The 22,421-nt window shown below is 55.0% G+C and carries 25 protein-coding genes (1 of these 25 running past the window's edge); 13 read left to right on the top strand and 12 right to left on the bottom strand.

What is annotated here, in order from left to right; all coding sequences use genetic code 11:
• Positions 1-40 precede the first annotated feature (40 nt).
• Positions 41-772 carry a 1-(5-phosphoribosyl)-5-[(5-phosphoribosylamino)methylideneamino]imidazole-4-carboxamide isomerase gene (hisA, locus tag ACJJIJ_RS17190; protein ID WP_444937990.1) on the top strand — a complete coding sequence of 244 codons (732 nt, stop codon included), beginning with the start codon at positions 41-43 and terminating at the stop codon, positions 770-772.
• The gene (gene hisF, locus ACJJIJ_RS17185; protein ID WP_444937989.1) at positions 772-1,533 is read left to right on the top strand and encodes an imidazole glycerol phosphate synthase subunit HisF; all 762 of its coding nucleotides are present in this window, start codon (positions 772-774) and stop codon (positions 1,531-1,533) included. Before hisA ends, hisF begins: the two co-directional genes overlap by 1 nt.
• Positions 1,534-1,613: 80 nt before the next feature.
• On the opposite strand, the gene ACJJIJ_RS17180 is transcribed toward hisF, so the two are convergent.
• The 3 genes from ACJJIJ_RS17180 to gpmI all read right to left on the bottom strand — a co-directional run bounded on the left by ACJJIJ_RS17180 (position 1,614) and on the right by gpmI (position 5,862).
• A complete protein-coding gene (locus ACJJIJ_RS17180; RefSeq protein WP_444883128.1) occupies positions 1,614-2,975 on the bottom strand; it encodes a S41 family peptidase in 1,362 nt (453 codons plus the stop codon).
• Positions 2,976-3,187: 212 nt separating this feature from the next.
• Entirely contained in the window at positions 3,188-4,315 is a 1,128-nt protein-coding gene (locus ACJJIJ_RS17175) for a murein hydrolase activator EnvC family protein (RefSeq protein WP_444937988.1), read from the bottom strand.
• On the bottom strand, positions 4,315-5,862 hold the full coding sequence (gene gpmI, locus ACJJIJ_RS17170; RefSeq protein ID WP_444937987.1) for a 2,3-bisphosphoglycerate-independent phosphoglycerate mutase: 1,548 nt from the start codon (positions 5,860-5,862) through the stop codon (positions 4,315-4,317). Before gpmI ends, ACJJIJ_RS17175 begins: the two co-directional genes overlap by 1 nt.
• 227 nt (positions 5,863-6,089) lie before the next feature.
• Here gpmI and ACJJIJ_RS17165 point away from each other — a divergent pair, with 227 nt between their 5' ends.
• From ACJJIJ_RS17165 to smrA, 6 genes are all read left to right on the top strand, one after another.
• On the top strand, positions 6,090-6,506 hold the full coding sequence (locus ACJJIJ_RS17165; RefSeq protein WP_252083767.1) for a rhodanese-like domain-containing protein: 417 nt from the start codon (positions 6,090-6,092) through the stop codon (positions 6,504-6,506).
• Between the two features lie 39 nt (positions 6,507-6,545).
• Positions 6,546-6,806 carry a glutaredoxin 3 gene (gene grxC / locus ACJJIJ_RS17160; protein WP_444887513.1) on the top strand — a complete coding sequence of 87 codons (261 nt, stop codon included), beginning with the start codon at positions 6,546-6,548 and terminating at the stop codon, positions 6,804-6,806.
• A gap of 158 nt (positions 6,807-6,964) precedes the next feature.
• Positions 6,965-7,459: a protein-export chaperone SecB gene (secB, locus tag ACJJIJ_RS17155; protein ID WP_444883123.1), complete on the top strand. Its 495-nt coding sequence runs from the start codon at positions 6,965-6,967 to the stop codon at positions 7,457-7,459.
• Between the two features lie 120 nt (positions 7,460-7,579).
• Complete coding sequence (locus ACJJIJ_RS17150) at positions 7,580-8,032, top strand: acyl-CoA thioesterase (protein ID WP_444883122.1); 453 nt, start codon at positions 7,580-7,582, stop codon at positions 8,030-8,032.
• Entirely contained in the window at positions 8,025-8,888 is an 864-nt protein-coding gene (locus ACJJIJ_RS17145; protein ID WP_444937986.1) for an SDR family oxidoreductase, read from the top strand. Before ACJJIJ_RS17150 ends, ACJJIJ_RS17145 begins: the two co-directional genes overlap by 8 nt.
• Positions 8,889-8,906: 18 nt before the next feature.
• On the top strand, positions 8,907-9,494 hold the full coding sequence (gene smrA, locus ACJJIJ_RS17140) for a DNA endonuclease SmrA (RefSeq protein ID WP_444937985.1): 588 nt from the start codon (positions 8,907-8,909) through the stop codon (positions 9,492-9,494).
• Between the two features lie 168 nt (positions 9,495-9,662).
• On the opposite strand, the gene ACJJIJ_RS17135 is transcribed toward smrA, so the two are convergent.
• Positions 9,663-10,160 (bottom strand): META domain-containing protein, encoded by a 498-nt coding sequence (locus ACJJIJ_RS17135; RefSeq protein ID WP_444937984.1) that lies wholly within the window; start codon positions 10,158-10,160, stop codon positions 9,663-9,665.
• Positions 10,161-10,224: 64 nt separating this feature from the next.
• Positions 10,225-10,698, bottom strand: a complete 474-nt coding sequence (locus ACJJIJ_RS17130; RefSeq protein ID WP_444937983.1) for an META domain-containing protein — start codon at positions 10,696-10,698, stop codon at positions 10,225-10,227.
• 181 nt (positions 10,699-10,879) lie between these two features.
• Here ACJJIJ_RS17130 and pyk point away from each other — a divergent pair, with 181 nt between their 5' ends.
• On the top strand, positions 10,880-12,316 hold the full coding sequence (pyk, locus tag ACJJIJ_RS17125; protein ID WP_444937982.1) for a pyruvate kinase: 1,437 nt from the start codon (positions 10,880-10,882) through the stop codon (positions 12,314-12,316).
• A gap of 99 nt (positions 12,317-12,415) precedes the next feature.
• On the opposite strand, the gene ACJJIJ_RS17120 is transcribed toward pyk, so the two are convergent.
• The 6 genes from ACJJIJ_RS17120 to hutC all read right to left on the bottom strand — a co-directional run bounded on the left by ACJJIJ_RS17120 (position 12,416) and on the right by hutC (position 18,535).
• Positions 12,416-12,592, bottom strand: coding sequence for a hypothetical protein (locus ACJJIJ_RS17120; protein ID WP_444937981.1), 177 nt, complete (start codon positions 12,590-12,592; stop codon positions 12,416-12,418).
• A 425-nt stretch (positions 12,593-13,017) separates the two neighbouring features.
• Positions 13,018-13,518 carry a hypothetical protein gene (locus tag ACJJIJ_RS17115; protein WP_444889101.1) on the bottom strand — a complete coding sequence of 167 codons (501 nt, stop codon included), beginning with the start codon at positions 13,516-13,518 and terminating at the stop codon, positions 13,018-13,020.
• Between the two features lie 97 nt (positions 13,519-13,615).
• Positions 13,616-13,957 (bottom strand): hypothetical protein, encoded by a 342-nt coding sequence (locus ACJJIJ_RS17110; RefSeq protein ID WP_252083753.1) that lies wholly within the window; start codon positions 13,955-13,957, stop codon positions 13,616-13,618.
• 284 nt (positions 13,958-14,241) lie between these two features.
• Positions 14,242-15,792 (bottom strand): histidine ammonia-lyase, encoded by a 1,551-nt coding sequence (gene hutH / locus ACJJIJ_RS17105; RefSeq protein WP_444937980.1) that lies wholly within the window; start codon positions 15,790-15,792, stop codon positions 14,242-14,244.
• Between the two features lie 267 nt (positions 15,793-16,059).
• A complete protein-coding gene (gene hutU / locus ACJJIJ_RS17100; RefSeq protein ID WP_444883116.1) occupies positions 16,060-17,736 on the bottom strand; it encodes a urocanate hydratase in 1,677 nt (558 codons plus the stop codon).
• 88 nt (positions 17,737-17,824) lie between these two features.
• Positions 17,825-18,535: a histidine utilization transcriptional repressor HutC gene (hutC, locus tag ACJJIJ_RS17095; RefSeq protein ID WP_444937979.1), complete on the bottom strand. Its 711-nt coding sequence runs from the start codon at positions 18,533-18,535 to the stop codon at positions 17,825-17,827.
• A 187-nt stretch (positions 18,536-18,722) separates the two neighbouring features.
• Between hutC and hutI the strand changes: the two genes are divergently transcribed.
• Together hutI and hutG are read left to right on the top strand one after the other, a co-directional pair.
• Positions 18,723-19,952, top strand: coding sequence for an imidazolonepropionase (hutI, locus tag ACJJIJ_RS17090; protein WP_444937978.1), 1,230 nt, complete (start codon positions 18,723-18,725; stop codon positions 19,950-19,952).
• Positions 19,936-20,904 carry a formimidoylglutamase gene (gene hutG, locus ACJJIJ_RS17085; protein ID WP_444937977.1) on the top strand — a complete coding sequence of 323 codons (969 nt, stop codon included), beginning with the start codon at positions 19,936-19,938 and terminating at the stop codon, positions 20,902-20,904. The genes hutI and hutG overlap by 17 nt, the downstream gene beginning before the upstream one ends.
• 49 nt (positions 20,905-20,953) lie before the next feature.
• On the opposite strand, the gene ACJJIJ_RS17080 is transcribed toward hutG, so the two are convergent.
• Entirely contained in the window at positions 20,954-21,376 is a 423-nt protein-coding gene (locus ACJJIJ_RS17080) for an organic hydroperoxide resistance protein (RefSeq protein ID WP_444887504.1), read from the bottom strand.
• 191 nt (positions 21,377-21,567) lie between these two features.
• Here ACJJIJ_RS17080 and ACJJIJ_RS17075 point away from each other — a divergent pair, with 191 nt between their 5' ends.
• Both ACJJIJ_RS17075 and ACJJIJ_RS17070 read left to right on the top strand, forming a co-directional pair.
• Positions 21,568-22,068 carry an RNA polymerase sigma factor gene (locus ACJJIJ_RS17075; RefSeq protein WP_444937976.1) on the top strand — a complete coding sequence of 167 codons (501 nt, stop codon included), beginning with the start codon at positions 21,568-21,570 and terminating at the stop codon, positions 22,066-22,068.
• Positions 22,068-22,421: the 5' portion of a hypothetical protein gene (locus ACJJIJ_RS17070; RefSeq protein ID WP_444937975.1), read on the top strand. Its footprint extends 240 nt past the window's final position; the window shows 354 of its 594 coding nt (coding positions 1-354); its start codon is at positions 22,068-22,070; its stop codon lies off the right edge, out of view. The genes ACJJIJ_RS17075 and ACJJIJ_RS17070 overlap by 1 nt, the downstream gene beginning before the upstream one ends.

Below are 22,421 nucleotides of genomic sequence, written 5' to 3'. Positions count from 1 at the left end.
CTTGAAATATTGAGTTAACTGCTGACGGAAACAGAGAAGCATGATTGTAATACCCGCTATTGATATGAAAGATGGCAAGTGTGTGCGTCTACGCCAGGGGGAAATGGATGATGTCACCGTATTCTCCGAGGACCCATTGGCCCAGGTTGAGGAGTGGGTTCAACAGGGAATCAAACGTTTGCATCTGGTGGATCTTAATGGTGCCTTTGCCGGCAAGCCGGTGAATGATGAAATCATCACTGGAATTGCTAAGCACTTCCCTGACTTGCCGGTCCAGATTGGAGGAGGGATTCGTGACCTGCACACGATTGAGAAATATCTGGAGGCTGGAGTTAACTGGGTAATTATTGGTACCGCTGCAGTGAAGTCTCCTGAGTTGGTACAGCAGGCCTGCAAAGAATTTGAGGGACACGTTATTGTGGGGCTGGATGCAAAAGATGGGCTGGTAGCTACTGAGGGTTGGGCAGAAGTGTCTGAGCTAAGAGCCACGGAATTGGCTAAACGCTTTGCTGACTGTGGGGTGAGCTCAATTATCTATACGGATATTGCCCGCGATGGCATGATGCAGGGGGTCAATTTAGAGGCCACTTTGGAAGTGACCCAAGCGACTCACCTGCCGATAATTGCTTCCGGTGGTGTCAGCAGCATCGAAGATATCGAGAGATTGCTAGATACCGGAAAAATTTACGGGGCAATTACAGGGCGGGCAATTTACGAAGGGAAGTTGGATCTGCGCGAAGCGCAACAACTTTGTGATCAGCGGAATACATAATGGCGTTAGCACAGCGAATTATCCCCTGCCTCGATGTTGATGCCGGACGTGTAGTTAAAGGTGTGAATTTTGTCGATATCCGCGATGCTGGTGATCCGGTAGAAATTGCTCACCGCTACAACGAGGCGGGTGCCGATGAAATTACCTTTTTAGATATCACGGCGACCCACGAACAGCGCGATACCATTCTGCACACCGTGGAAAAGATGGCCAATGAGGTATTTATTCCACTCACCGTGGGCGGCGGGGTACGCTCCTTACAGGATATCCGCAACCTGTTAAATGCTGGCGCGGATAAGACCGCGATCAACTCTGCAGCGGTAAAAAACCCTGAGTTTGTACGCGAGGCTGCTGAACGATTCGGCAGCCAGTGCATCGTAGTGGCGATAGACGCCAAACAGGTGGGAGAGAACCGCTGGGATATATTCACCCATGGCGGGCGCAAGCCCACCGGCATAGACGCTGTGGCCTGGGCTCGGCAGATGGCGGAGCTGGGTGCTGGGGAAATACTGCTCACCAGTATGGACCGAGATGGCACCAAGAACGGTTTTGATTTGGCCCTGACCCGCGCGGTCAGCGAGGCGGTGCCAGTGCCGGTCATTGCCTCCGGTGGCGTCGGCAATCTCCAGCACCTGGCCGAAGGTGTTCTGCAGGGTGGCGCCGATGCGGTGCTGGCGGCCAGTATCTTCCACTTTGGAGAATACAGCATCGCCGAAGCCAAGGCGTTTATGCAGGAAGCGGGAATAGAGATGCGAGTTTAGCCTGTGGGCTGACGAAGGCTGGATGTCACTGCTGGGACGGATGCGCTGGCGGCGGGCTTGAGCCCGCCGCGCGCCAGTTACTACTGTTTATCTGCGCGGGCAAAGCGTTCGCGCAGACCCCGGTCCCTGTGAGCGTAGAGATTCAGCCCTTTAAGTACATTGAGTGCTTCGAAGATCTGGTTGTCGCGATCCATCCAGTTGTCGCGCTCTCCCTCTTCCCGTTCCCGCGCGCGGTCTTCCGAGGTGCGATCAGCCCCGCCGTTGCCATTGTTCAAATGGCCGGCCAGGTCCGCCTCGGTGGGGCGCTGCATATCTTTCAAACGGGTGATCTTGGCCCTTTCCACAACAATATCTGGCGTGATGCCCTGGGCCTGGATGGAGCGGCCATTAGGGGTGTAGTAGAGCGCGGTGGTGAGTTTGATGGCGCGTTCGCTATTGATAGGTATCACGGTCTGTACCGAGCCCTTGCCGAAGCTGTCGGTGCCCATCACCACGGCGCGGCGATGGTCCTGCAGGGCTCCGGCGACAATTTCTGCCGCCGAGGCGGAGCCGGCATTGATCAGCACTACCAGCGGGGCGCCTTCGGTGAGGTCGCCGGGTTCGGCGGAGTAACTCAGGTTGGCGGCCTCATTGCGGCCTTCGGTGTAGACCACCAGCCCTTCCTCAAGGAAGGCGTCGGCCACTTCCACCGAAGACTGCAGCACGCCGCCGGGGTTGTTGCGCAGATCGATAATCAGGCCTTTGAGCGCCCCTTTCTTTTGAAGTTTGATCAGCTCTTCCGCCACATCGGCGCCGGTATCCAACTGAAACTGGCTGATGCGCAGATAGCCGTAGCCTTCATCGAGCACCTTGCTGCGCACACTGCGCACGCGCACGGTGTCCCGCTTGAGGGTGACGTCGAAGGGCTGTTTGCGGCCCTTGCGGGCGATAGTCAGGGTGACGCTGCTACCTTTGGGGCCGCGCATCCATTCCACCGCCTCATCGAGGCCGACCCCCTTCATGGATTTGCCGGACAGGCGCAGTATCACATCACCGGCTCTGAGACCCGCGCGCGAGGCGGGAGTGTCATCCATGGGGGTGATCACAGTGATATGGTCATCTTCAATACCCACCTCAATCCCCAGGCCGGCAAATTCGCCGGTGGTGTTGGCCTGTAGATCGTCGAAAGAGCGGCGGTCCAGGTAGGAGGAGTGGGGATCGAGTCCTTGCAGCATACCTTTGATGGCGTACTCCAATAGGGTGCGATCATCCACTTCTTCCACGTAGCCCTGACGGATCTGTTCGAACACCTTGGCGAAGCTGCGCAGGTCTTCGAGGGGGAGGCGCCCGCTGTTCTCGGTGGCGAGATTGGGTTGTTGGCCACCTTCGCTGAGACCCATTAACGGCAGGGCTGTGAGGGCGGCGGCTCCGAGAAATGTGGTGAGCGCCTTGGAGATGAACATATTGTTGTGACCTCTGCCTTATTTCTTCGCTGCTTTGCGAAAGTGTAGACCGCAGAGATTGGCAGGGATTCTAATGCGCCGCCAAATTCTACTGTGCCACAGGCTTAGTCGTGAAAAGCCCAACTGCCTTACAACTCCCTTTTGCACTGGTGCACTAGTCCGGCGTCAGGGGAAAAAATGGGCGTATCGTCGCAGAAGAGAGCGGCAAAGTGTCAGCCACGGCACCAGCCGGTGGGATCGCGGGCCTGGCCGCGATGGCGTATTTCAAAATAAAGCCCACTGTGGGTGAGGCCGCCACTGTTGCCTACCCGAGCGATAGTGTCACCGCTCTCCACCCACTCACCGACATTGCGGCTGAGGGATTGGTTGTGTGCATAGAGGCTCATATAGCCATCGCCATGATCGACAATCACCAGCATGCCGTGGCCGCGCAGGTAATCGGAAAAGACGACGCGCCCGCGGTGGATTGCCTGCACGGGCTCCCCCCCGGCGGCGCGAATAATCACTCCCTTCCAGCTGATTCCATTGGCGCGGCGCTGTCCATAAGCATTGGCGCGGCGGCCCTTGACCGGCCACTGTAATTTACCCCGCTGCTTTGCGAAGGGTTTGTGCTGGTCCGGATTTACCAGGGTGGCGATCGCGCGCCCGACTTCATCAATCAGGGTCTGTAGGCGTTTCCGGTCCCCTTGCAATTGCTTGAGTTCACCTCCGCCATTGGCGAGCCGCGCTGCGAGTTTTTCCAGGGTGCGCTTGCGTGTTTGTTGCGCGCTGCGCAATTTGTCCTGGCGCTCCTGCAGATGTGTCCGTTCCGCCTGCAGGCTATTGCGCTCGCGCTCGATCGAGGCGGAAACCGTTTCCAGCGAGGCGAGGGTTTGCAGGTAGTTGTCGATAACGCGGCTGCGTTCTTGGAGGAAGTAATCGTGGTAGCGAAGTTGGCGGGCGATATTCTGTGGATTTTGTTGGTTGAGAAGGAGCTTGATCTGTTCTTGTCGGCCCAGTCGGTAAGCGGCGGCGATCTCCTGCTCGACCCGCCGCTGCATACTTCGTCGCGCTTCTTGCAGCTGTTTCTGCTCTCGCTGCAGTTCGCGCAGCTTGTCCGTGCGGCTGCGCATATCCCGCTTGATCTGGTCTATGCGCTGGTACAGCCCGGAGATATCTTTCTCGTTCTCTTCCAGATCCTTGAGCAACTGGTCGCGCTGGCCGCGCACCTGGTTGAGCTCCTGTTGCAGGGAGTCGATGCGCTGCTTGATTTCCGCGAGGCGTGCCTGCTGGTCCGCTTCCGCCTGGTTCCAGGCGGGCAGTGACAGCAGGGCAATCAGGAAGAGTACGAGAGTTTTCATCAGTCCATTTTTACCAAACTGTGGCCGGTCATTTCCGCCGGCTGTGGCAGATCCATCAACGCTAACATGGTTGGCGCCACATCCGCCAGACTGCCTCCGTCACACATTTGCACATTGCGTTCGCCGATGTATACAAAAGGCACAGGCAGGGTGGAGTGCTGGGTACTGACCTGGCCGGAGTTAGTGTCGAACATCTCTTCCACATTGCCGTGGTCGGCGGTGATCAGCACTTCGCCACCGGCGCTCAGGGCTGCATCCACGACACGCTCAACACATTGGTCCAGGGCTTCTACCGCTTTTACCGCCGCTTCAAAAACACCGGTGTGGCCGACCATATCGCCGTTGGCATAGTTGCAGATAATGGCGTCGTACTCGCCGCTCTTAATCGCCGCGACCAGCTTGTCGGTTACTTCCGGCGCGTTCATTTCCGGCTGCAGGTCGTAGGTGGCTACGTCCGGAGACTTGATCAGCTCGCGGGTTTCGCCGTTGTAGGGCGCTTCGCGGCCGCCGCTGAAAAAGAAAGTCACGTGGGCGTATTTTTCGGTTTCGGCAATGCGCAGCTGGGTCTTGCCCTGGGCAGACAGATATTCACCGAGGGAATTCACCAGGTTTTCCGGTGGGAAGGCGCAGCTGGCGTGGATGTCTGCGGCGTATTCAGTGGTCATGACAAAGTCTGTCAGCTTGGGCTGGGCCTTGCGCTCGAAGCCGCTGAAGTCCGCTTCGGTAAAGGCGCGGGTCAGTTGGCGTGCGCGATCTGGGCGGAAGTTCATAAAGATCAGAGCATCGCCATCTTTGATGGGTGCGGGCTCGCCGATCACTGTCGGCGCAACGAATTCATCATTTTCACCGCGCTCATAGGCGGCAGCTAATCCTGCCAGGGCGTCAGTGGCTTTGTGCTCTGCGGTACCCAGGGTGAGCATGTCGTAGACAGATTCGGTGCGCTCCCAGCGCTGATCGCGATCCATAGCAAAGTAGCGGCCTGCCAAAGTGGCCATATGGGCATTGCCGACGGTGTCGCACACCTGCATCAGGCGCGCGATGGAGGGCTCGGCGCTGCGCGGTGGCGTGTCCCGGCCATCCAGGAAAGCGTGTACGTAAATGGCGCGGGCTCCGCGCTGGGCCGCCAGGGTCACCATCGCGACAATATGGTCCTCGTGACTGTGTACGCCGCCCTCGGACAGCAGTCCCATAATATGTACCGCGCCGTTGTTGGCGATGGCCTTATCTACCGCAGCGGTGTAGGCGGTATTGCGGAAGAAGTCGCCGTCCTGAATGGCCTTATTGATACGGGTGAAATTTTGGTAAACCACACGGCCGGCTCCCAGGGTCATGTGTCCCACCTCGGAGTTACCCATCTGCCCTTCGGGCAGCCCCACCGCCATACCGGAGGTCTGGATCAGGGTCTTGGGGCGCGTCGCCCAGATGTTGTCCCACACTGGAGACTTCGCGGCGCGAATGGCGTTGTACTCGGCATTGTCGCTGTGGCCGAAGCCGTCCAGAATCAGCAGGACCAAGGGGCGTTTGTGCGGGGCTTGCGAAGCGGCCATAGCGACGGATTTCCTCTATCGGGTGGTTTGGATTGCGGACGCGGATTTTAACCCGTTCGGCCATCGTTTAACTACGTCGAATAGTGTTGGGTGAGTCCATTTGAGTCTATATCCATGCCGTTGGAGTATGATTTTGCTGGTTAGAAATTCGCCACAATCGTGTATACTCCCGCCAGCTTTGGCGCAGCTGCGCCGTAACGATAACCACGATGGATTTTGGGGGCGGAGTGGATTTTTTCGTTTTTTTAAGTGAGCAATGGCTGCTGGTCGGCCTGCTCGTGGCACTGCTCTATGCGCTGGTTCTGAGCGAGCGTTACAAGGCGGGCGTACCGGTTTCCCTGCACGAAGTGACCCGGCTGATCAATAGTGATGGGGCCAAGGTGTTGGATGTGCGCGATCGCAGCGAGTTTACCGCCGGGCATATTGTCGATGCACTGCATATCCCCCACGGGGAAGTGGCCGAGCGGTTCGCCGAACTGGAACCCTTTAAAGATAAGGTGGTGATTGTCGCCGATAAAATGGGTCAGCACGCAGGTCCTGCGGGCCGCCTGCTTAAGCAGAAGGGCTTCCAGGTACGTCGCCTACAGGGCGGTATGAGCGAGTGGACTAATCAGAATCTGCCCCTGGTCAAAGGCAAGGGCTAGCTCAGTAGTTTTATAGATGGCTTTAGGCGGAGTTTTATTATGCAGGATGTAGTCATCTACACCACCCGTTTTTGTCCCTACTGTATTCGCGCCAAGCAGCTGCTCGACAGCAAGGGTGTGAACTATCGCGAGATTGCGGTGGACAATAAACCTGAGCTGCGCGCACAGATGGCAGCCAAGGCTGGGCGCCGGTCGGTGCCGCAGATTTGGGTCGGCGACTTCCATGTGGGCGGTTGCGATGATCTGATGGCCCTTGAGCGCAGCGGTAAGCTTAACGGCTTGCTTAAGTCAGCTGGCTGATAAAGGTTGACGCCGCGTGCCTCACGCGACTCTTTATATTTGCTATTAATCCGGTCCGGGCCTTGAAACGGTATTTGCAGGCCCCAATCTGAAGGCTCATACAGGGAGTCTTTCTCACGGAAGGCATCAATAAACTTTTTATAAAAACAGGCAGTAACATGGCTGAAGAATTAAACGGCGCGGCAAACGCAGAGGCTCCACAAGTACAATTCGCGATGCAGCGCATCTACCTGAAGGATCTCTCCTTCGAGACTCCCATGGGCGTTGAGGTTTTCAAGAAACAGTGGAAGCCCCAGGTAAATCAGGAGCTGAACACCAAGACCGCCAAGGTTGAAGAAGACCTGTACGAAGTAGCACTGACGCTCACTATCACCGTGAAGCTGGAAGAAGACACCGCTTTCCTGGTGGAAGTGAAGCAGGCTGGTCTGTTCGGTATCAAGGGACTGGAAGGTCAGCAGCTGGCTCAGGCCCTGAATACTGCCTGCCCACAGATCCTGTTCCCATACGCTCGCGAAGTGATCGACAACGCGGTTGTTAAGGGTTCTTTCCCGGCTCTGATGCTGCCGCCGGTCAACTTCGACGCCCTGTTTGCCCAAGCCCTGAATCAGGCGCAGCAACAAGCGGAAGGCGCACAGGCTAACGCGGACGCATAATCCGGTCAGCTTGCAAAAAAGGTCCCATCAGGGGCCTTTTTTTATATCTGCTATTTGTCCACTTAGTGGGATTAGTAGAAATAAATACCAATTATTTGTGAGATCCAGCGGGGGCTGCCTATGCAATGGGATTTACCCAATCCCTTTATCCACAGAGTCAGGGTAAGTGCTGAGCATGTGGATGGATTACACCATGCCAATAATGCCGAGTATGTGCGTTGGTGCGAGGCTACCGCCTGGGCCCATAGTGCCGCATTGGGTCTGGATGTCATAAATTACCAGGACCTCGACCGGGGAATGGCCATTCGTCATGGGCAGTATGACTATATACTGGCGGCGAAAGAGGCGGATGAACTGGTATTCGGCACCTGGCTCACCGAGGTGGATGGGCGCCTGAATATGACCCGCCACTTTCAAGTCTTTCGCGCCGCCGATGGAGCATTGGTATTGCGGGCCCAGTGGCGGTTGGTATGCATCGAACTTTCCAGTGGTAGACCGAAGCGCATGCCGGCGATCTTCAAGGAAATTTACAGTCCGGCAGTGACTGCCCCGGAGGCTGAAAAAAATGAGTGAAGAGTTTGTAACCCTGACAGAAAATACAGGGGCGCTTAAGGACAAGACCATCTTTATCACTGGCGCTAGCCGCGGTATTGGCCGTGCTATAGCGCTCAAGTGCGCGGCGGATGGCACAAATATTGTGATCGCCGCCAAGTCCGCAGAGCCACACCCGAAGCTACCCGGCACCATCTTCTCAGTAGCGCAGGAGGTGGAGAGCGCTGGCGGTAAGGCCTTGGCCCTGCAGGTGGATGTGCGCGATGAGCAGCGGGTGCAGGAAGCGATGGCGCAGGCAGCCGACAAGTTTGGTGGTATCGATGCAGTGATCAATAACGCCGGTGCGATCAACCTGAGCAATGTCGAGTCCACCCCGCCCAAGCGTTACGATCTGATGCAAGACATCAACAGCCGTGCAGTGTATCTGACGGCGCACCTGGCAATTCCCTACCTGAAGAAATCGGATAGCGCCCATATCCTCAGCCTGTGTCCACCGCTCAACCTACAGCCCAAGTGGCTGGGGCCTTTTGCGCCCTACGCACTGTCTAAGTTTGGCATGACTATCCTCAGCCTGGGATTGGCGGAGGAGTTGCGCGAGGCGGGGGTTGCCGTTAATACTCTGTGGCCGCGCACTCTGGTGGCTACCGCCGCCATTGAGTTTGCCGTGGGTAGCCGCGAGATGTTCGAACAGAGCCGCAGGCCGGCGATTATGGCCGATGCCGCCTACGAAGTACTGATCACCAAGGAAGCCGCCTTGAGTGGGTGTCAACTGATCGACGAGGAACTTCTGGTGGAACGCGGGGTAAAAGATTTTACCGACTATGCCCACAACCCCGATAATGCGGGGGACCTGACTAAGGATTTATTTTTGGACTGACGCTGGCGGGGGTATTTCATGAGCGGCGACAGCAAGCTATTCAAAGACGCTCTCGGTGAGCTGGGAGACGTGAAACCGCTGGTGCAGGAGCGCCGCGTCACCCTGCGCAAGGAGAGCGAGGCATCCGAGCGTATCTTGCGCGAGCGCCGTGCTGCTGCGACGCGTTTGACCGAGCGCGAAATGAACCCCCTTTCCGGTGAGTATATTGAGTTTGTGGCGCCCTGGGACCCTATTGAATTCAAGCGTGATGGGGTGCAGAACGGTGTGTATCGCAATCTGCGCCTGGGCAAGTATACGGTGGATGCACGTCTCGACCTACACCGCCACTCGGTGGAAATGGCGCGCAGCGCCGTTGTGGAGTTTGTGCGTGATTGTGTCGAGGCGGATGTGCGCTGTGCGCTTATTACCCACGGCAAGGGCGAGGGCCGCAAGCAGCCCGCACTTTTGAAAAGCTGTATCTATCATTGGCTGCCGCAATTGGATGAGGTGTTGGCATTCCACAGCGCGCAAAAACAACATGGTGGTATGGGCGCTACTTACCTTTTGCTGCGCAAAAGCGAGCGCAAGCGTCAGGAGAATCTGGAGAGGCATCAGCGGCGCTTTTGAGGTCCGTTATGTCATTTTTCTGTCATCTGTGAGAACTATGATGCGGGCCGAGGCTTTCCAATGCGATTGCGCATCTGACTCATCTTTTTGATTCTTCTTGATTGTAATATTGGCGATCCTATGGGTCGCCTTTTTTATGGCTGCGCTACAGGCATTGGTATCGGGAACTCAACGCATAATGTCATCGACCCGGTTAAATTCGAGCCGTGTGGATTTGTCATTACTGCTCAAGATCAGCTTGTCACCCACCACTTCGAGAAAACGGGTTTTGCGCAGGGCTTTCAGGTAATCGGCCTCTAGTTCATCACTGGGGCGGCGGTTTCCCACTCTGGAGATAATCGGCGACCTGGGCCAGGAAAGTTCGCCGCTGCTCTCGAGAGAAAAGCGCCCCAGATAGGGATTGATGCCCCCGTTGCCCCGTACGTAGCCGAAGCGATCACAGGTAAAGAATGGGCGCTCGCGCCAGAACTTTTTCCACAGTAACGTGTACTCGTAGGTGTTCTCGCCATCTCGGAGGTTTGAGAGTATCCAGTCGTGCCCACAGGCAGACCACGCCGGCTGTTTGGGGAGCTGGGGAGCGGGCTCCCTGAAGGACATACACCCGGAAAAAAGCAGGCTCAATACGGCTGGGACCACAAGCTGCAAGCGTAAGTGAGATCGCGGCATGATGTCGTTCTCATTGTTTTTGCGACATTTAATCGTAAAAGCTATCAGTGGTCTGTGGTGGTGTTCAAGATCCTGCCCTGACATATTCAATATAAATATCGCCAGAGGCGTCGCGAAGGATCAAACGCTTGCCGCGGGACTTGGTAAATGCCTGGCGAGTACCGGCCAGGGCGCGCAGGTAGACATTTTCCTGCTGCAGTAGGATCTCCGGGCCGCTCATCTTGGTCGAGGCGAAGCTGGAACTGTCCCACAGCATCAGGCCGTTTTCAGTTATCTGCAACTCGCCACGGTAGGTATTAATACCGCTGCGCCCCATCACATTGCCATCGAGATTACACACGAAAGTAAAATCTGCAGGCTTCTGGATCGGCACTGCAGCGCCGTTAATACGCAGGCGTACCAGCTGCCACTTCTTATTGCAGACCGAACTTGCAGTTCCCGCACTCTGCACAACTCGGGCTTCTTCCGCACTATTCGACAGGCATCCGCCAATGACCAGCAGGGCCCCCAGCAGCCACAGTTGCACCAACCTGCTCATCGGCGAGTTACTCCCTGACCCTTGCACCTACAATGTCGAACGGGCCTGTCGCTTTAGCCTATAACCCGCTCTATGCAAAGCTTAGTCGCTGGCCTCTATTGAGAGACGACAGGTGTGACAAGCTATGCTTCACCTGTGAAAGCGAGTGCTATCCGGGCAGTAAAACGAGGCTAGGTGCGGCATGATCCGGCGGACAAAAATAGTCGCAACACTGGGTCCCTCAACCGATAAGGGGGACACCCTGGGGCAACTGGTCGCCGCCGGGGTGAACATCGTGCGCCTGAACTTTTCTCATGGTGAAATCGACGAGCACCGCCGCCGCGCCGAGCAGGTACGGGCAGAGGCCGCTCGCCAAGGGTGTCATATCGCCATATTGGGTGATCTTCAGGGGCCGAAAATTCGTGTGGGCAAGTTTACCGATGGCGGTGTGCATCTCAGCACTGGTGCCGAGTTTACTCTGGACCCCACTTGGCCAAGGGAGCAGGGCAACAGCGCCGGGGTTTCGGTGGATTACGCCGAGCTGGCCGAGGACTGCCGCCCAGGAGATACCCTGCTGCTGGACGATGGGCGACTCAGTCTGCAGATCAAGAAAATTGATGGCAGTGCGGTTATCACTGAGGTACTAGATGGGGGCTGGCTCTCCAATCGAAAAGGAATTAACAAGCGGGGCGGTGGCCTCACCGCGCCCGCATTAACGGACAAGGATTTGTGCGATATTCAAGTTGTCGCCGATCTGCAGCTGGACTACTTGGCGGTGTCCTTTCCTCGCGATGCGCGGGATATTCATAGGGCGCGCGAGCTTCTACAGCAGGCGGGGGGTAGCAGCCAGATTGTCGCCAAGATTGAACGGGCCGAGGCGATCTCTTCTGATGAACACTTGCAGGAGCTAATTCTGGCGAGCGATGTCATCATGGTGGCACGCGGCGATCTGGCAGTAGAGATTGGCGATGCGGAATTGATGGGGGTGCAAAAACATTTAATTCGTTTTGCTCGCTATCTGAATCGCACGGTAATTACGGCAACACAGATGATGGAATCGATGATCTCCAGCCCTGTGCCTACGAGGGCGGAGGTGTGTGATGTCGCCAATGCGGTGTTGGATGGCACCGATGCGGTAATGTTGTCGGCGGAAACCGCCAGCGGGGACTACCCGGTGGAGACTGTTCGACATATGGACGAGGTAATTATTGGGGCGGAAAAACACCGTGCAACACAGCGCCCTTCGGATAGTTTGCGTGGCAATTACCCTGCCGGGGATGCCTGTATCGCCATGGCTGCCATCACCATTGCCAATCACTGTCGAGATATCAAGGCTATTATCTGCCAGACAGAAACGGGCAACACAGCCCTTTTGATGTCCAGGGTTCGCGCAGCCATTCCGATTTACGCCTTTTGTCGGCACCGTAGAGTTTGTAACCGGGTTGCCCTTTATCGCGGCGTCGATCCGGTTTTAATGGCGGTGGCGGGTATGGATGGTCCCTCCCGTGACCACAAGGCAATCGACCATTTGAAGCAGCGCAGTCTTTTAAAATCTGGGGATTTTGTCTTGGTTTCCCGTGGCTATCGTCAAGATGCCGGTGGCCAGACCGATACCCTACGGGTTGTAAGAGTTGGGTAAGCATTTTTTCTGCTTTGGGCGAAAATTCAATTTTATTTTTTAAATCGAGATCCTTACTTTTTTCATCTGTATTTTTCTGGCATTTAATGAGTTCGTTTTTTAGCCGGAACGTGCGCAGCGCACTAGAGTTTTAGTTTCCAGTTCCTGTTCAACACAGTGAAATTTTTTTCCGTTGAGTGATAAAGATTTTGGGGTGCCCTGTGATTTGGTTGTGGAGCAGCCGGTAATGCCTATTACCAGTGTCACAGCAAGCAGTTTCGGCAGGAGTTTCTGCACTGCACTTACCTCGCAAGGTTTACAGGATTAGCTTTCTTAACTCAGATTAGTGGTAATAGCTGTCAGAGTGAGGAAAAAAACGCCAATTTGCAAAAACTGGCGACAGCTATTGAATGGCTAAAGATAAGCCAGATATTGGTAGCCAGTGAGCAAACTCGCCGGTCACCATTGTGGGGCGGATGTGAATTATCAAAGAGAGGTTTTCTAATTACATTTTTTTTGCGCGCAAATAAGTAATCGAATATTTCTAAATGATTAATTCAAAGTTATTAGCGGACCCATTTAAAACTTGTATTGACGTTGTTTTGTGAATTGGTGAGTCCGCAAAATGCCAGTAATATTATTGATCTGTACCGGCATTTTGCGGGCAGAATAAAATAACTGGGTTTCAGCTATTTCATGGTTGGGTTAATAGCAGCTAAACACTAGCGTCTTCTATGGTGATGCCCACCGCGGACGCGATGGTGTCCACGCACTCTGTAGCTGCGGTGGCTGCGATATCCTCGGTGGCCGCCGCGATAGTAACGGTGCTGGGCACGATAGCGGATTTGTGCAGCACCGGGGGAGTTAAAGCGGTTGTAGTAGGGAAGCCCGCGATAAAAGTACCTGGCCCGGTAGCGGGGGTTGCCGCGATAACCTGGTGCGCGGTAATAGGAGTAGGCACCGCGATAATAATAGCCATAGCGCGGGGTTGCCCGGTAATACTGGTAAACCGGTGTGCGGTAAGAGACATAGATATTACTGGAGGGATAGTAGTTCGGGGTTGCGTAAGGGTAAACAAAGGAAGAGGTGTAGGCCACTCCCCCTCCTCTGTAGTAACCGCCGTAGTAGCCACCGTTATAGTAACTATCGGTTGCACAGGCGCCTAAAGTTAGGGCCGTGCATACCGTGACGGCAATAAAAGCCGTCTTAACAGCTCTATTCATAGTGCAATCTCCGGTAAGCGAAAGTTCCCCCCGGAGAGGCCCGGCAGGGGCCAAGCCCCTTTATGTGTGCCAAATGGACGCACACAGAATTTCTTTCTCAGTAGGGCCTGGCCTGGTAGGGCGGATCCGGCAGATCAATTACCTGGTAACTTGTGTTCACCACCGCGGGCGGCCTCAGGCGATAAAAATTCCCATCCCAGTAAAAGTTGCAATGCTGCATGTTGTGGCAGGTTCCATCGGGGTGGCAGTGGGCATAGCGGCCCCGTAGGTTGTAGTATGACTTGCTGTAATAAGGGCTATATCCGTAATAGCTAGCTGAGCAGTCATAGCCTCCTCCGCAGGGGTAACCTGTTCCGTTACAGGCTGACAGAGCAAAACCTGTGGCAATAGCCAGCGCGTAGCCCGAGTGGCGGAGCAGCCGAAGCGACAGCGGTTTCATCTAGACCTCCACACCTTTTGGCGGGTAAAACGTCTAATTGTCAGCCTAGCACTTTTGGCGCAAATTTCCTCACAAAGAAAAAAATTTGTTCTAGCGGTACCTGATAAAGAAAAACTTGTCTCTTTACTGATTTTTTTGTTTTAAATCGCGACCGCGGACAAACAGCTACTTTAGAGTCGCTGTTGCTGGCGGACCAAAGACAGAGAAAAAAATACCGGGATTTAGGCCCCGGTATTTAGTAACGAAATCTTCTATAAAATTTAATTTATAGAAATTAAAGGAAATTAATGACTGCTTGGGAGCAGGGCTGGATCAATGGATTCCAGGTAGGCGCCGCTGCTTAGCAATTGCTTCGCCTCTTCAATATCCGGGGCAAAGTAGCGGTCCTTGTCATAGAAGGGTACTCGCGCGCGCAGTTTTGCCTTGGCGGCTTCCAGTTTTTCCGTAGATTTTAACGGCGCACGGAAATCCAATCCCTGGCAGGCCGCGAGTAGCTCTACCGCCAGGATGCCACAGGTATTGTCGGCCATATCCCTCAGGCGACGGCCGGCAAAGGTGGCCATGGATACATGGTCTTCCTGGTTGGCGGAGGTGGGCAGTGAGTCCACACAGGCGGGGTGCGCCATGGATTTGTTCTCACTGGCAAGCGCTGCTGAGGTGACCTGAGCGATCATAAAGCCGGAGTTCACCCCGCCATTTTCCACCAGGAAGGGAGGCAGGCCGGATAGGTTGCTGTCGATCAACAGCGCCATGCGACGCTCGGAAAGGGAGCCGATTTCTGCCAATGCCAGCGCCAGGTTGTCGGCGACCATCGCTACCGGTTCTGCATGGAAGTTACCACCGGAAATAATGTCGGAGTTATTCGGATTTTCCTCGTCGGTAAATACCAGCGGGTTATCGGAAACACCATTTGCCTCGGCCAACAATACTTCTGCAGCGAAGCGCATTTGTTGCAGACAGGCACCCATGACCTGGGGCTGACAGCGCAGGGAGTAGGGGTCCTGCACCTTTTCGCAGAATTGGTGGGAATCACCGATCTGGCTGGTTTCACCGAGCAGGTCCCGATAAATTGCCGCTACGTCGTGCTGAGCCTGTTGGCCGCGGGCGTTGTGAATACGATCATCGAAGGGGCGGCGTGAGCCCTTGGCGGCTTCCAGGGTAATGGCACCGGTTACCAGGGCGCCGGCGAATAGGTCTTCACTGGCGAATAGGCCGAGCAGGGCAAAGGCGGTAGAAGCCTGGGTGCCATTTAGCAGGGCGAGGCCCTCTTTGGGAGCCAGGGTAATAGGCTCTAGCCCTGCCGCTTTGAGGCCTTCGTGAGCACTCTTGCGCTCGCCCTTGATAAATACTTCCCCTTCACCGAGAAGTACCACGCTCATATGAGCCAGCGGCGCCAAATCGCCAGAAGCGCCGACAGAACCTTTCTCAGGGATAGCGGGGTAGACACCGGCATTGACCAGTTGCATTAAAGCTTCGATAACCTGCGGGCGCACACCAGAGAAGCCGCGCGCGAGCGAGTTGATTTTCAACACCATCAGCAGACGCACGGTGGCTTCACTCATAAAGTTGCCGGTACCGGCGGCATGGCTAAGTACAATAGCGCGCTGCAGGTTTTCCAGGTCGTGCTTTTCAATGCGGGTGTTGGCCAGTAAACCAAAACCGGTATTAATTCCGTAAACCGTGCGCCCCTCGGTAATAACCTGGGCAACAGTGTGGGCAGAGGCTTCAATAGCGGGATAGGCACTTTTCGCCAGGGACAGTTGCACCGACTCGCGGGCTACGCGGCGCAGTTGCGCAAGGCTCAATTGACCGGGATCGATTTCCAATTGATACATAAATTCATTCACCAAAAAATATTTACTGCTTAGCTGGCTGTTAAAAAACAACCTGCGCGGGCGGTGCGAAAGCGCCTGCCGCAAAATCAAGCACTGAAATGCTTGATTTGAGTGCCCATCTTTGGGGACATGTGCCACAAAGATGGCTTGAAAAAGTTGCCTTTTGGCTTTTTCAACACTCTGTTAGGCGCCGGCGGCGCAGCCCGATAAAAATTATTCGGGCTGTAAAAGATTTCCGCCGGCGGTATTTTTGTTGCGGTAAAAAAATCAGTCGTTCAGCATAGGCAGGTCCAGGCCCTGCTCTTTTGCGCATTTTTTTGCGATCTCGTAACCGGCATCGGCGTGGCGCATTACGCCGGTGGCGGGATCATTCCAGAGAACCCGTTCGATACGTTTGCGCGCAGCTTCAGTACCGTCACAGACAATGACCACCCCTGAGTGCTGGGAGAAGCCCATGCCTACGCCACCACCGTGATGCAGGGATACCCAGGTAGCGCCGGAGGCAGTGTTCAGCAGGGCATTCATCAGCGGCCAGTCGGAGACAGCGTCGGAACCATCCATCATGGCTTCAGTTTCGCGGTTGGGACTCGCTACAGAGCCGCTGTCGAGGTGGTCGCGGCCGATCACTACCGGTGCTTCCAATTCACCGTTGGCTACCATCTCGTTAAATGCCAGTGCCAGGCGTGCGCGATCTTTCAGGCCCACCCAGCAGATACGTGCGGGCAGTCCCTGGAAATGAATCCGCTCGCGGGCCATATCGAGCCAGTTGTGCAGCTGTGGATTGTCGGGAATCAGTTCCTTAACCTTGGCATCGGTCTTGTAGATATCTTCCGGGTTTCCGGACAGGGCTGCCCAGCGGAAAGGACCTACACCTTCGCAGAACAGAGGGCGAATATAAGCGGGTACAAAGCCGGGAAAATCGAAGGCATTTTCTACACCTTCCTCGAGAGCCATCTGGCGAATATTGTTGCCGTAGTCGAGGGTCGCGGCTCCGCGCTTTTGCAGCTCCAGCATGGCTTCAACCTGAACCGCCATAGACTGTTTGGCTGCCTTTACTACTGCGGCCTCGTCTTTTTTACGCATTTCTGCGGCGTATTCCATGGTCCAGCCCTGGGGCAGGTAGCCATTTAAAGGATCGTGTGCGGAAGTCTGGTCGGTAACAGAATCCGGCAGAATATTGCGTTTTACAATTTCCGGGAAAATATCTGCTGCGTTGCCCAGCAGACCAACGGAAATGGCTTCGCCTTTTTCCATCGCGGCTTCAATCATTTGCAGTGCTTCGTCGAGGCTGGTGGCTTTTTTGTCTACATAGCCGGTGCGCAGACGGAAATCGATACGGGTTTCGTCACACTCTACGGCGATCATGCTGAAACCGGCCATCGTCGCCGCCAATGGCTGAGCGCCACCCATGCCGCCGAGGCCACCGGTAAGAATCCATTTGCCTTTCGCTTCGCCCTTAAAATGTTTGCGTGCGACTGCGGCAAAGGTTTCATAGGTACCTTGGACGATGCCCTGGGAGCCGATATAAATCCAAGAGCCGGCGGTCATCTGGCCGTACATGGCCAGGCCTTTTTTATCTAACTCGTTGAAGTGCTCCCAGTTGGCCCAGTGGGGTACCAGGTTGGAATTGGCAATTAATACCCGAGGTGCATCGGCGTGGGTTTTAAAGACTCCGACGGGCTTGCCGGACTGCACCAGCAGGGTTTCATCGTCTTCCAGGCGCTTTAGCACCTCGACAATTTTGTCGTAGCACTCCCAATCCCGCGCGGCGCGGCCGATACCACCGTAAACCACCAGATCCTCCGGGCGTTCAGCTACCTCGGCGTCCAGGTTGTTCATCAACATGCGCAGGGGAGCTTCGGTGAGCCAGCTTTTGGCATTGAGCTCACTGCCGCGAGGCGCGCGGATTTTGCGGCTGGGATCGTGACGTTTATCAGCGGACATACATTCCTCTCAAATTATTTGGTAAAAATTCTTGCGCCCTGTGGCTGGCAGTTTACGGTTGCCGGGGCGTGCGAGATAAATTCAAAAATTAGAATCTCAGCTGTGCCCCCAGGCGGTAGCGGTTACCCGGATGCACCAGACGGGCAAAGCTCACAGTGCCGGCGCTACTCTTGGTACGCCGCCACACCTGTAGGCAGGCATCGCCGGTGGCGATCTCCAGTGCGTAAGCAATAGAAGCTTCTGCTGCGATTGCCTCAACCGTGGTATCTGCCTCGGTCAATGGTGCGACCCTGGAAAGATAGGCGTTGGGTGTGGTGTGGGCGAAATCCTGTTGTAGGTATTCGGGAGCCAGGGCCGGATTGGTAAAACGCTCTTCCCACTGAATGGGAACGCCGTTATCACAGTGCACAATAATGGTGTGAAAAACCTTGGCTTGTTCCGGCACTTCCAGGGCACGGGCTACTTCGGCATTAGCCATACAATGCTGTGCCAGCAAAATGCGATTGCTGTAGCTGTGGCCGCGTGCGGAAATTTCATCGGCAATATTGCGCACTTCTAACAGGGAGCCAGCCGGTACTGGTTCGGCCACAAAAGTACCGAGCCCCTGGGAGCGCATCAGCACCCGCTCATCGGTCAATTCACTTAAGGCGCGTCTGGCCGTCATACGGCTGACACCAAATTCCTGCGCCAGTTGATTTTCTGAGGGTACCTGGAAATGCACCGGCCAGCTGCCGTTTTCGATGTTTTGCCGGATATGGCGCTTGATCGCCGCGTAGCGGGGTTCGCTTGCAGTATTCATACTCGGGTTCAGTGCCTTTAAGGCTTGTATATGGTTGTATATACAAGAAATAATAGAAGCTACTATGGTTGTCTTAAAGATGACTGTCAAGCCGGGGCGATGGTCTGTATGCTGACTGCCCAAATCCCGCTCAGTATTGCACTGGGCATCTATGGTTAAAGAAGGAAAAGCGCGCCGCTAGAAGCTTATGACAGAACGCTGTGACCTACTGATTACAAATGTGAACGCCGCCACCATGGACCCTTCTATTGCCGGGGGTTACGGTGCTGTAGAGGATGCCGCAGTGGCGGTAACCGGCGGCAAGATTGTCTGGCTGGGGCCGCGTCGCGAGTTACCGGCCTGTGCTCCAGATAAGGTGATTGACGGTGAGGGGCAGTGGCTGACCCCGGGCCTGATCGATTGCCATACCCATCTGGTTTACGGCGGTCACCGCGCCGGAGAATTTGCCCGCCGCCTGGGCGGGGAGAGCTATGAAGAAGTAGCTCGTTCTGGTGGTGGCATTATTTCCACCGTGAGGGCCACTCGTGCCGCCAGTGCCGAGGAATTGTACCGTCTGTCGGAGCCGCGCCTTCGCGCCTTGATGTCTGAGGGGGCCACCACTGTCGAGATCAAATCCGGCTATGGCCTGGATCTGGATACGGAGTTGAAGCAACTGCGCACCGCTCGCCGCTTGGCGCAGCACAACTCGGTGGAAATCGTTACCACCTGTTTGGCCGCTCACGCCCTGCCGCCGGAATATGATGGTCGTGCCGATGAGTATATCGACTTGATCTGCGAGCAGATATTGCCGGCAGTTGCGCGCGAGCAACTGGCCGATGCGGTGGATATGTTCTGCGAAACCATCGGCTTTACCGTAGAGCAGTGTCAGCGGGTGATTGATGCCGCCAAGCAGCTGGACATGCCCATTAAAGTGCATGCCGAGCAGCTGGCACGAACTGGCGCCACTGAGATGGCAACCAAAGCCAGCGCCCTCTCTGTAGATCATATTGAATATATTAGCGATGCGGATGTGCTGGCCATGGCTGAAAGTGGCACCGTGGCAGTTTTGCTCCCTGGAGCTTTTTATACATTGCGCGAGACCCAGATGCCGCCGGTAGAGAAACTACGCGAGGCGGGGGTTTGCATGGCCCTGTCCACCGATCTGAATCCCGGTAGCTGCCCCATCGGTTCACTGCGGTTAATGATGAATATGGGCTGCAACCTGTTTGGCCTTACCCCAGCGGAGGCGCTAGCCGGGGTGACTCGCGCCGCCGCGCGCGCGTTGGGGCTCTGCTGCTCCCGTGGAGTGCTGCGGCCAGGATTGCGCGCAGATATGGTGTTATGGCCGATGGATACCCCAGATCAGCTGGCCTATGAATTTGGCGCGCTGAAACCCGCACAGATTTTCCTGGGAGGTAAAGATGTTACAGCTGGCTGATATGCGCTTGTGGAGTGGCCGCACAGACAGTGAGGACGGTCGCGCCGGGGAGCGTTGGCACCAGCGTGTTTCGCCGCTGCAGCTGGATAACCCCCCTGGTATCGCTATCCTCGGCTTCGCTTCGGATGAAGGCGTACGCCGCAATAAAGGGCGTATTGGCGCTGCGAAAGGGCCGCGAATCCTGCGTTTGGCGACTGCCAATCTGCCCGCCACTTTTGATTTGCCCCTTTATGATGCCGGCAATGTGCGCGTGGACCGTGAGGATTTGGAATCCGCACAGGCACTGCTTGGTGCGCGTATCAATGAGTTGCTGGCTAACGGACACTTTCCCCTGGTTTTGGGGGGTGGACATGAAATCGCGTTTGGTAGTTATCAGGGCATAGCGCGATGGATGCGCGAGCTACACCGGGAAAAGACCCTGGGTATTATCAACTTTGATGCCCATCTGGATTTGCGTATCCCCTCACCCAAGGGCTCCTCGGGTACGCCTTTCTATCAAATTGCGGAACAGTGCCAGATCAATGGCCGCCCTTTCAATTATCTCTGTGTCGGTGCTGCCGATAATGCCAATACGCCGGCGCTTTACAATCGTGCCGATGAACTGGGTGCAGAAGTCATTCGCGATCGAGAAATTAGCAGCTGGAACCTGGATAAAATAAAACAGCAGATCCGGGACTTTACCAATAAGGTGGACTTTGTGTACCTCACAGTATGCCTGGACGTATTACCAGCAGCAGTAATGCCTGCAGTCAGTGCCCCCTCTGGGCGTGGAGTCCCGCTGGAATTACTCGAAGAGCTATTGGATACCGTTTTGGACTCAAACAAGGTTTGCTTGGCGGATATGGCCGAGTTTAATCCCTATTTCGATATTGAAGATCATGGTGCGCGCACTGCAGCAAGGTTGGTTTTCCAAATAACCAATGGGGCCGCGCGCTCAACTCGCCAAGAGTAAGAGGGTAAAGTGGCCTGTAAGGCTGCCAGGGGTTGGCAGCCTTATGCTTCTAAACCGTAATATGCAGCCTCACGGTAATATTATTGCGGGTTGCATTGGAGTAGGGGCAAACTTCCTCGTGAGCTTTTAAGGCCACGCGTTCAGCTACCACCTGATCCATGCCCGGTAGCTCTATATAGAGATCAACTTCCAGCCCAAAGCCTTTCCCGCTGGGTCCTATGCCAACTTCAGCTCGCACACTGGTATCGTTCGGTGTAGCGACCTTTTCCTTGTCCGCAACAAATTTCATTGCACCGATAAAGCAAGCCGAATAGCCTGCCGCAAATAATTGCTCAGGGTTGGTACCACTTCCGCCATCCCCGCCCAGCTCTTTGGGAATACTGAGCTTTACGTCTAGGGCGCCATCCGACGAAGCCGCCTGTCCATCACGTCCACCTGTCGCCGTGGCGACTGCCGTATAGAGAGCCTTCATAAGTGTGTCCTCAGAAATTCTGCAGACCAAGTGTAGTTGTCTTGGCTTGTGTCGGTATGTAAAGCCTGAGGTAAATCCGAGTTATCGGATCAAACGAAGATATCGACACCGATTGAAGATGTAGACGAAATTTTTTGTAAGGTTCTTGGCGTCGCCGGTACAGTAATCATTACAAAAAAATGGAGTAGCCGGTGGATTTACGGGATCAATTATTTCAGCAGGCGATAAGCGAGTATGCCGAGGGTATCTCCCGAATAGCGCGCAGCTATGTGCGCACTACTGCAGAACATGAGGATCTGCTCCAGGAGATATGGTTGGGTTTATGGCGAGCGTTACCCTCCTTTCGAGGGGATGCCAGCTTAAAAACCTTTGTCTATCGCATTGCTCACAATCGTTGTGTAACCGAAATAGCAAGAAGAAAACCTCAACATGCGGGTGAGGAGGAATTGATGACGCTGCCAGACAATCAAGAGGGTCCCGATGAGCGCCTGGCAGAAGAGCGTAAGTCAGAGCGGCTGCTAATTGCGGTTAAAAAACTACCACTGGGCTTACGTCAAACCCTGACCCTGCGTTTAGAGGGGTTAAGCTATATGGAAATTTCAGAAGTGCTTGGTATCAGTGAAAGCAATATTGCCGTGCGCTTGAATCGAGCAAAAGAACGGCTGAACATCTGCTTGTCAGGAGGTGAGTAGTGAATAAAGCGAGCAGTGAAGAACAGTGGTCTGAACTGGAAACTTTATGGAAGCAGCAGCGGGTTAGTACAAAAGTGCCTACTGCTATATTGAAGTGGGTACGTCGTCAGGAACGGCGTATGCGTTTTGTGATTGTTTCCGAGGTTATCACATGGATTGTCTTAGCACTTTTTATAGTCAAGACAGCACTGGAAAGAAACCTAGCAGATGTATCTATCAGGTTATTCTTTGTATTTAGTATCTTTGCGCTGGGGATTGGATTTTCAATAGTAAATCGACGTGGCTTGTGGGGACCATTGGAGGAAACGGCAAAAGCTTATATTGATTTAGCGTTATTAAGATTGCGCCGAAAA

The sequence above is a fragment of the Microbulbifer mixtoriginis (SeqCode) genome, from assembly GCF_052467945.1.
The sequence above is the reverse complement of the archived record's forward strand: the minus strand, read 5'-3'. Positions and strand labels throughout refer to the sequence as shown.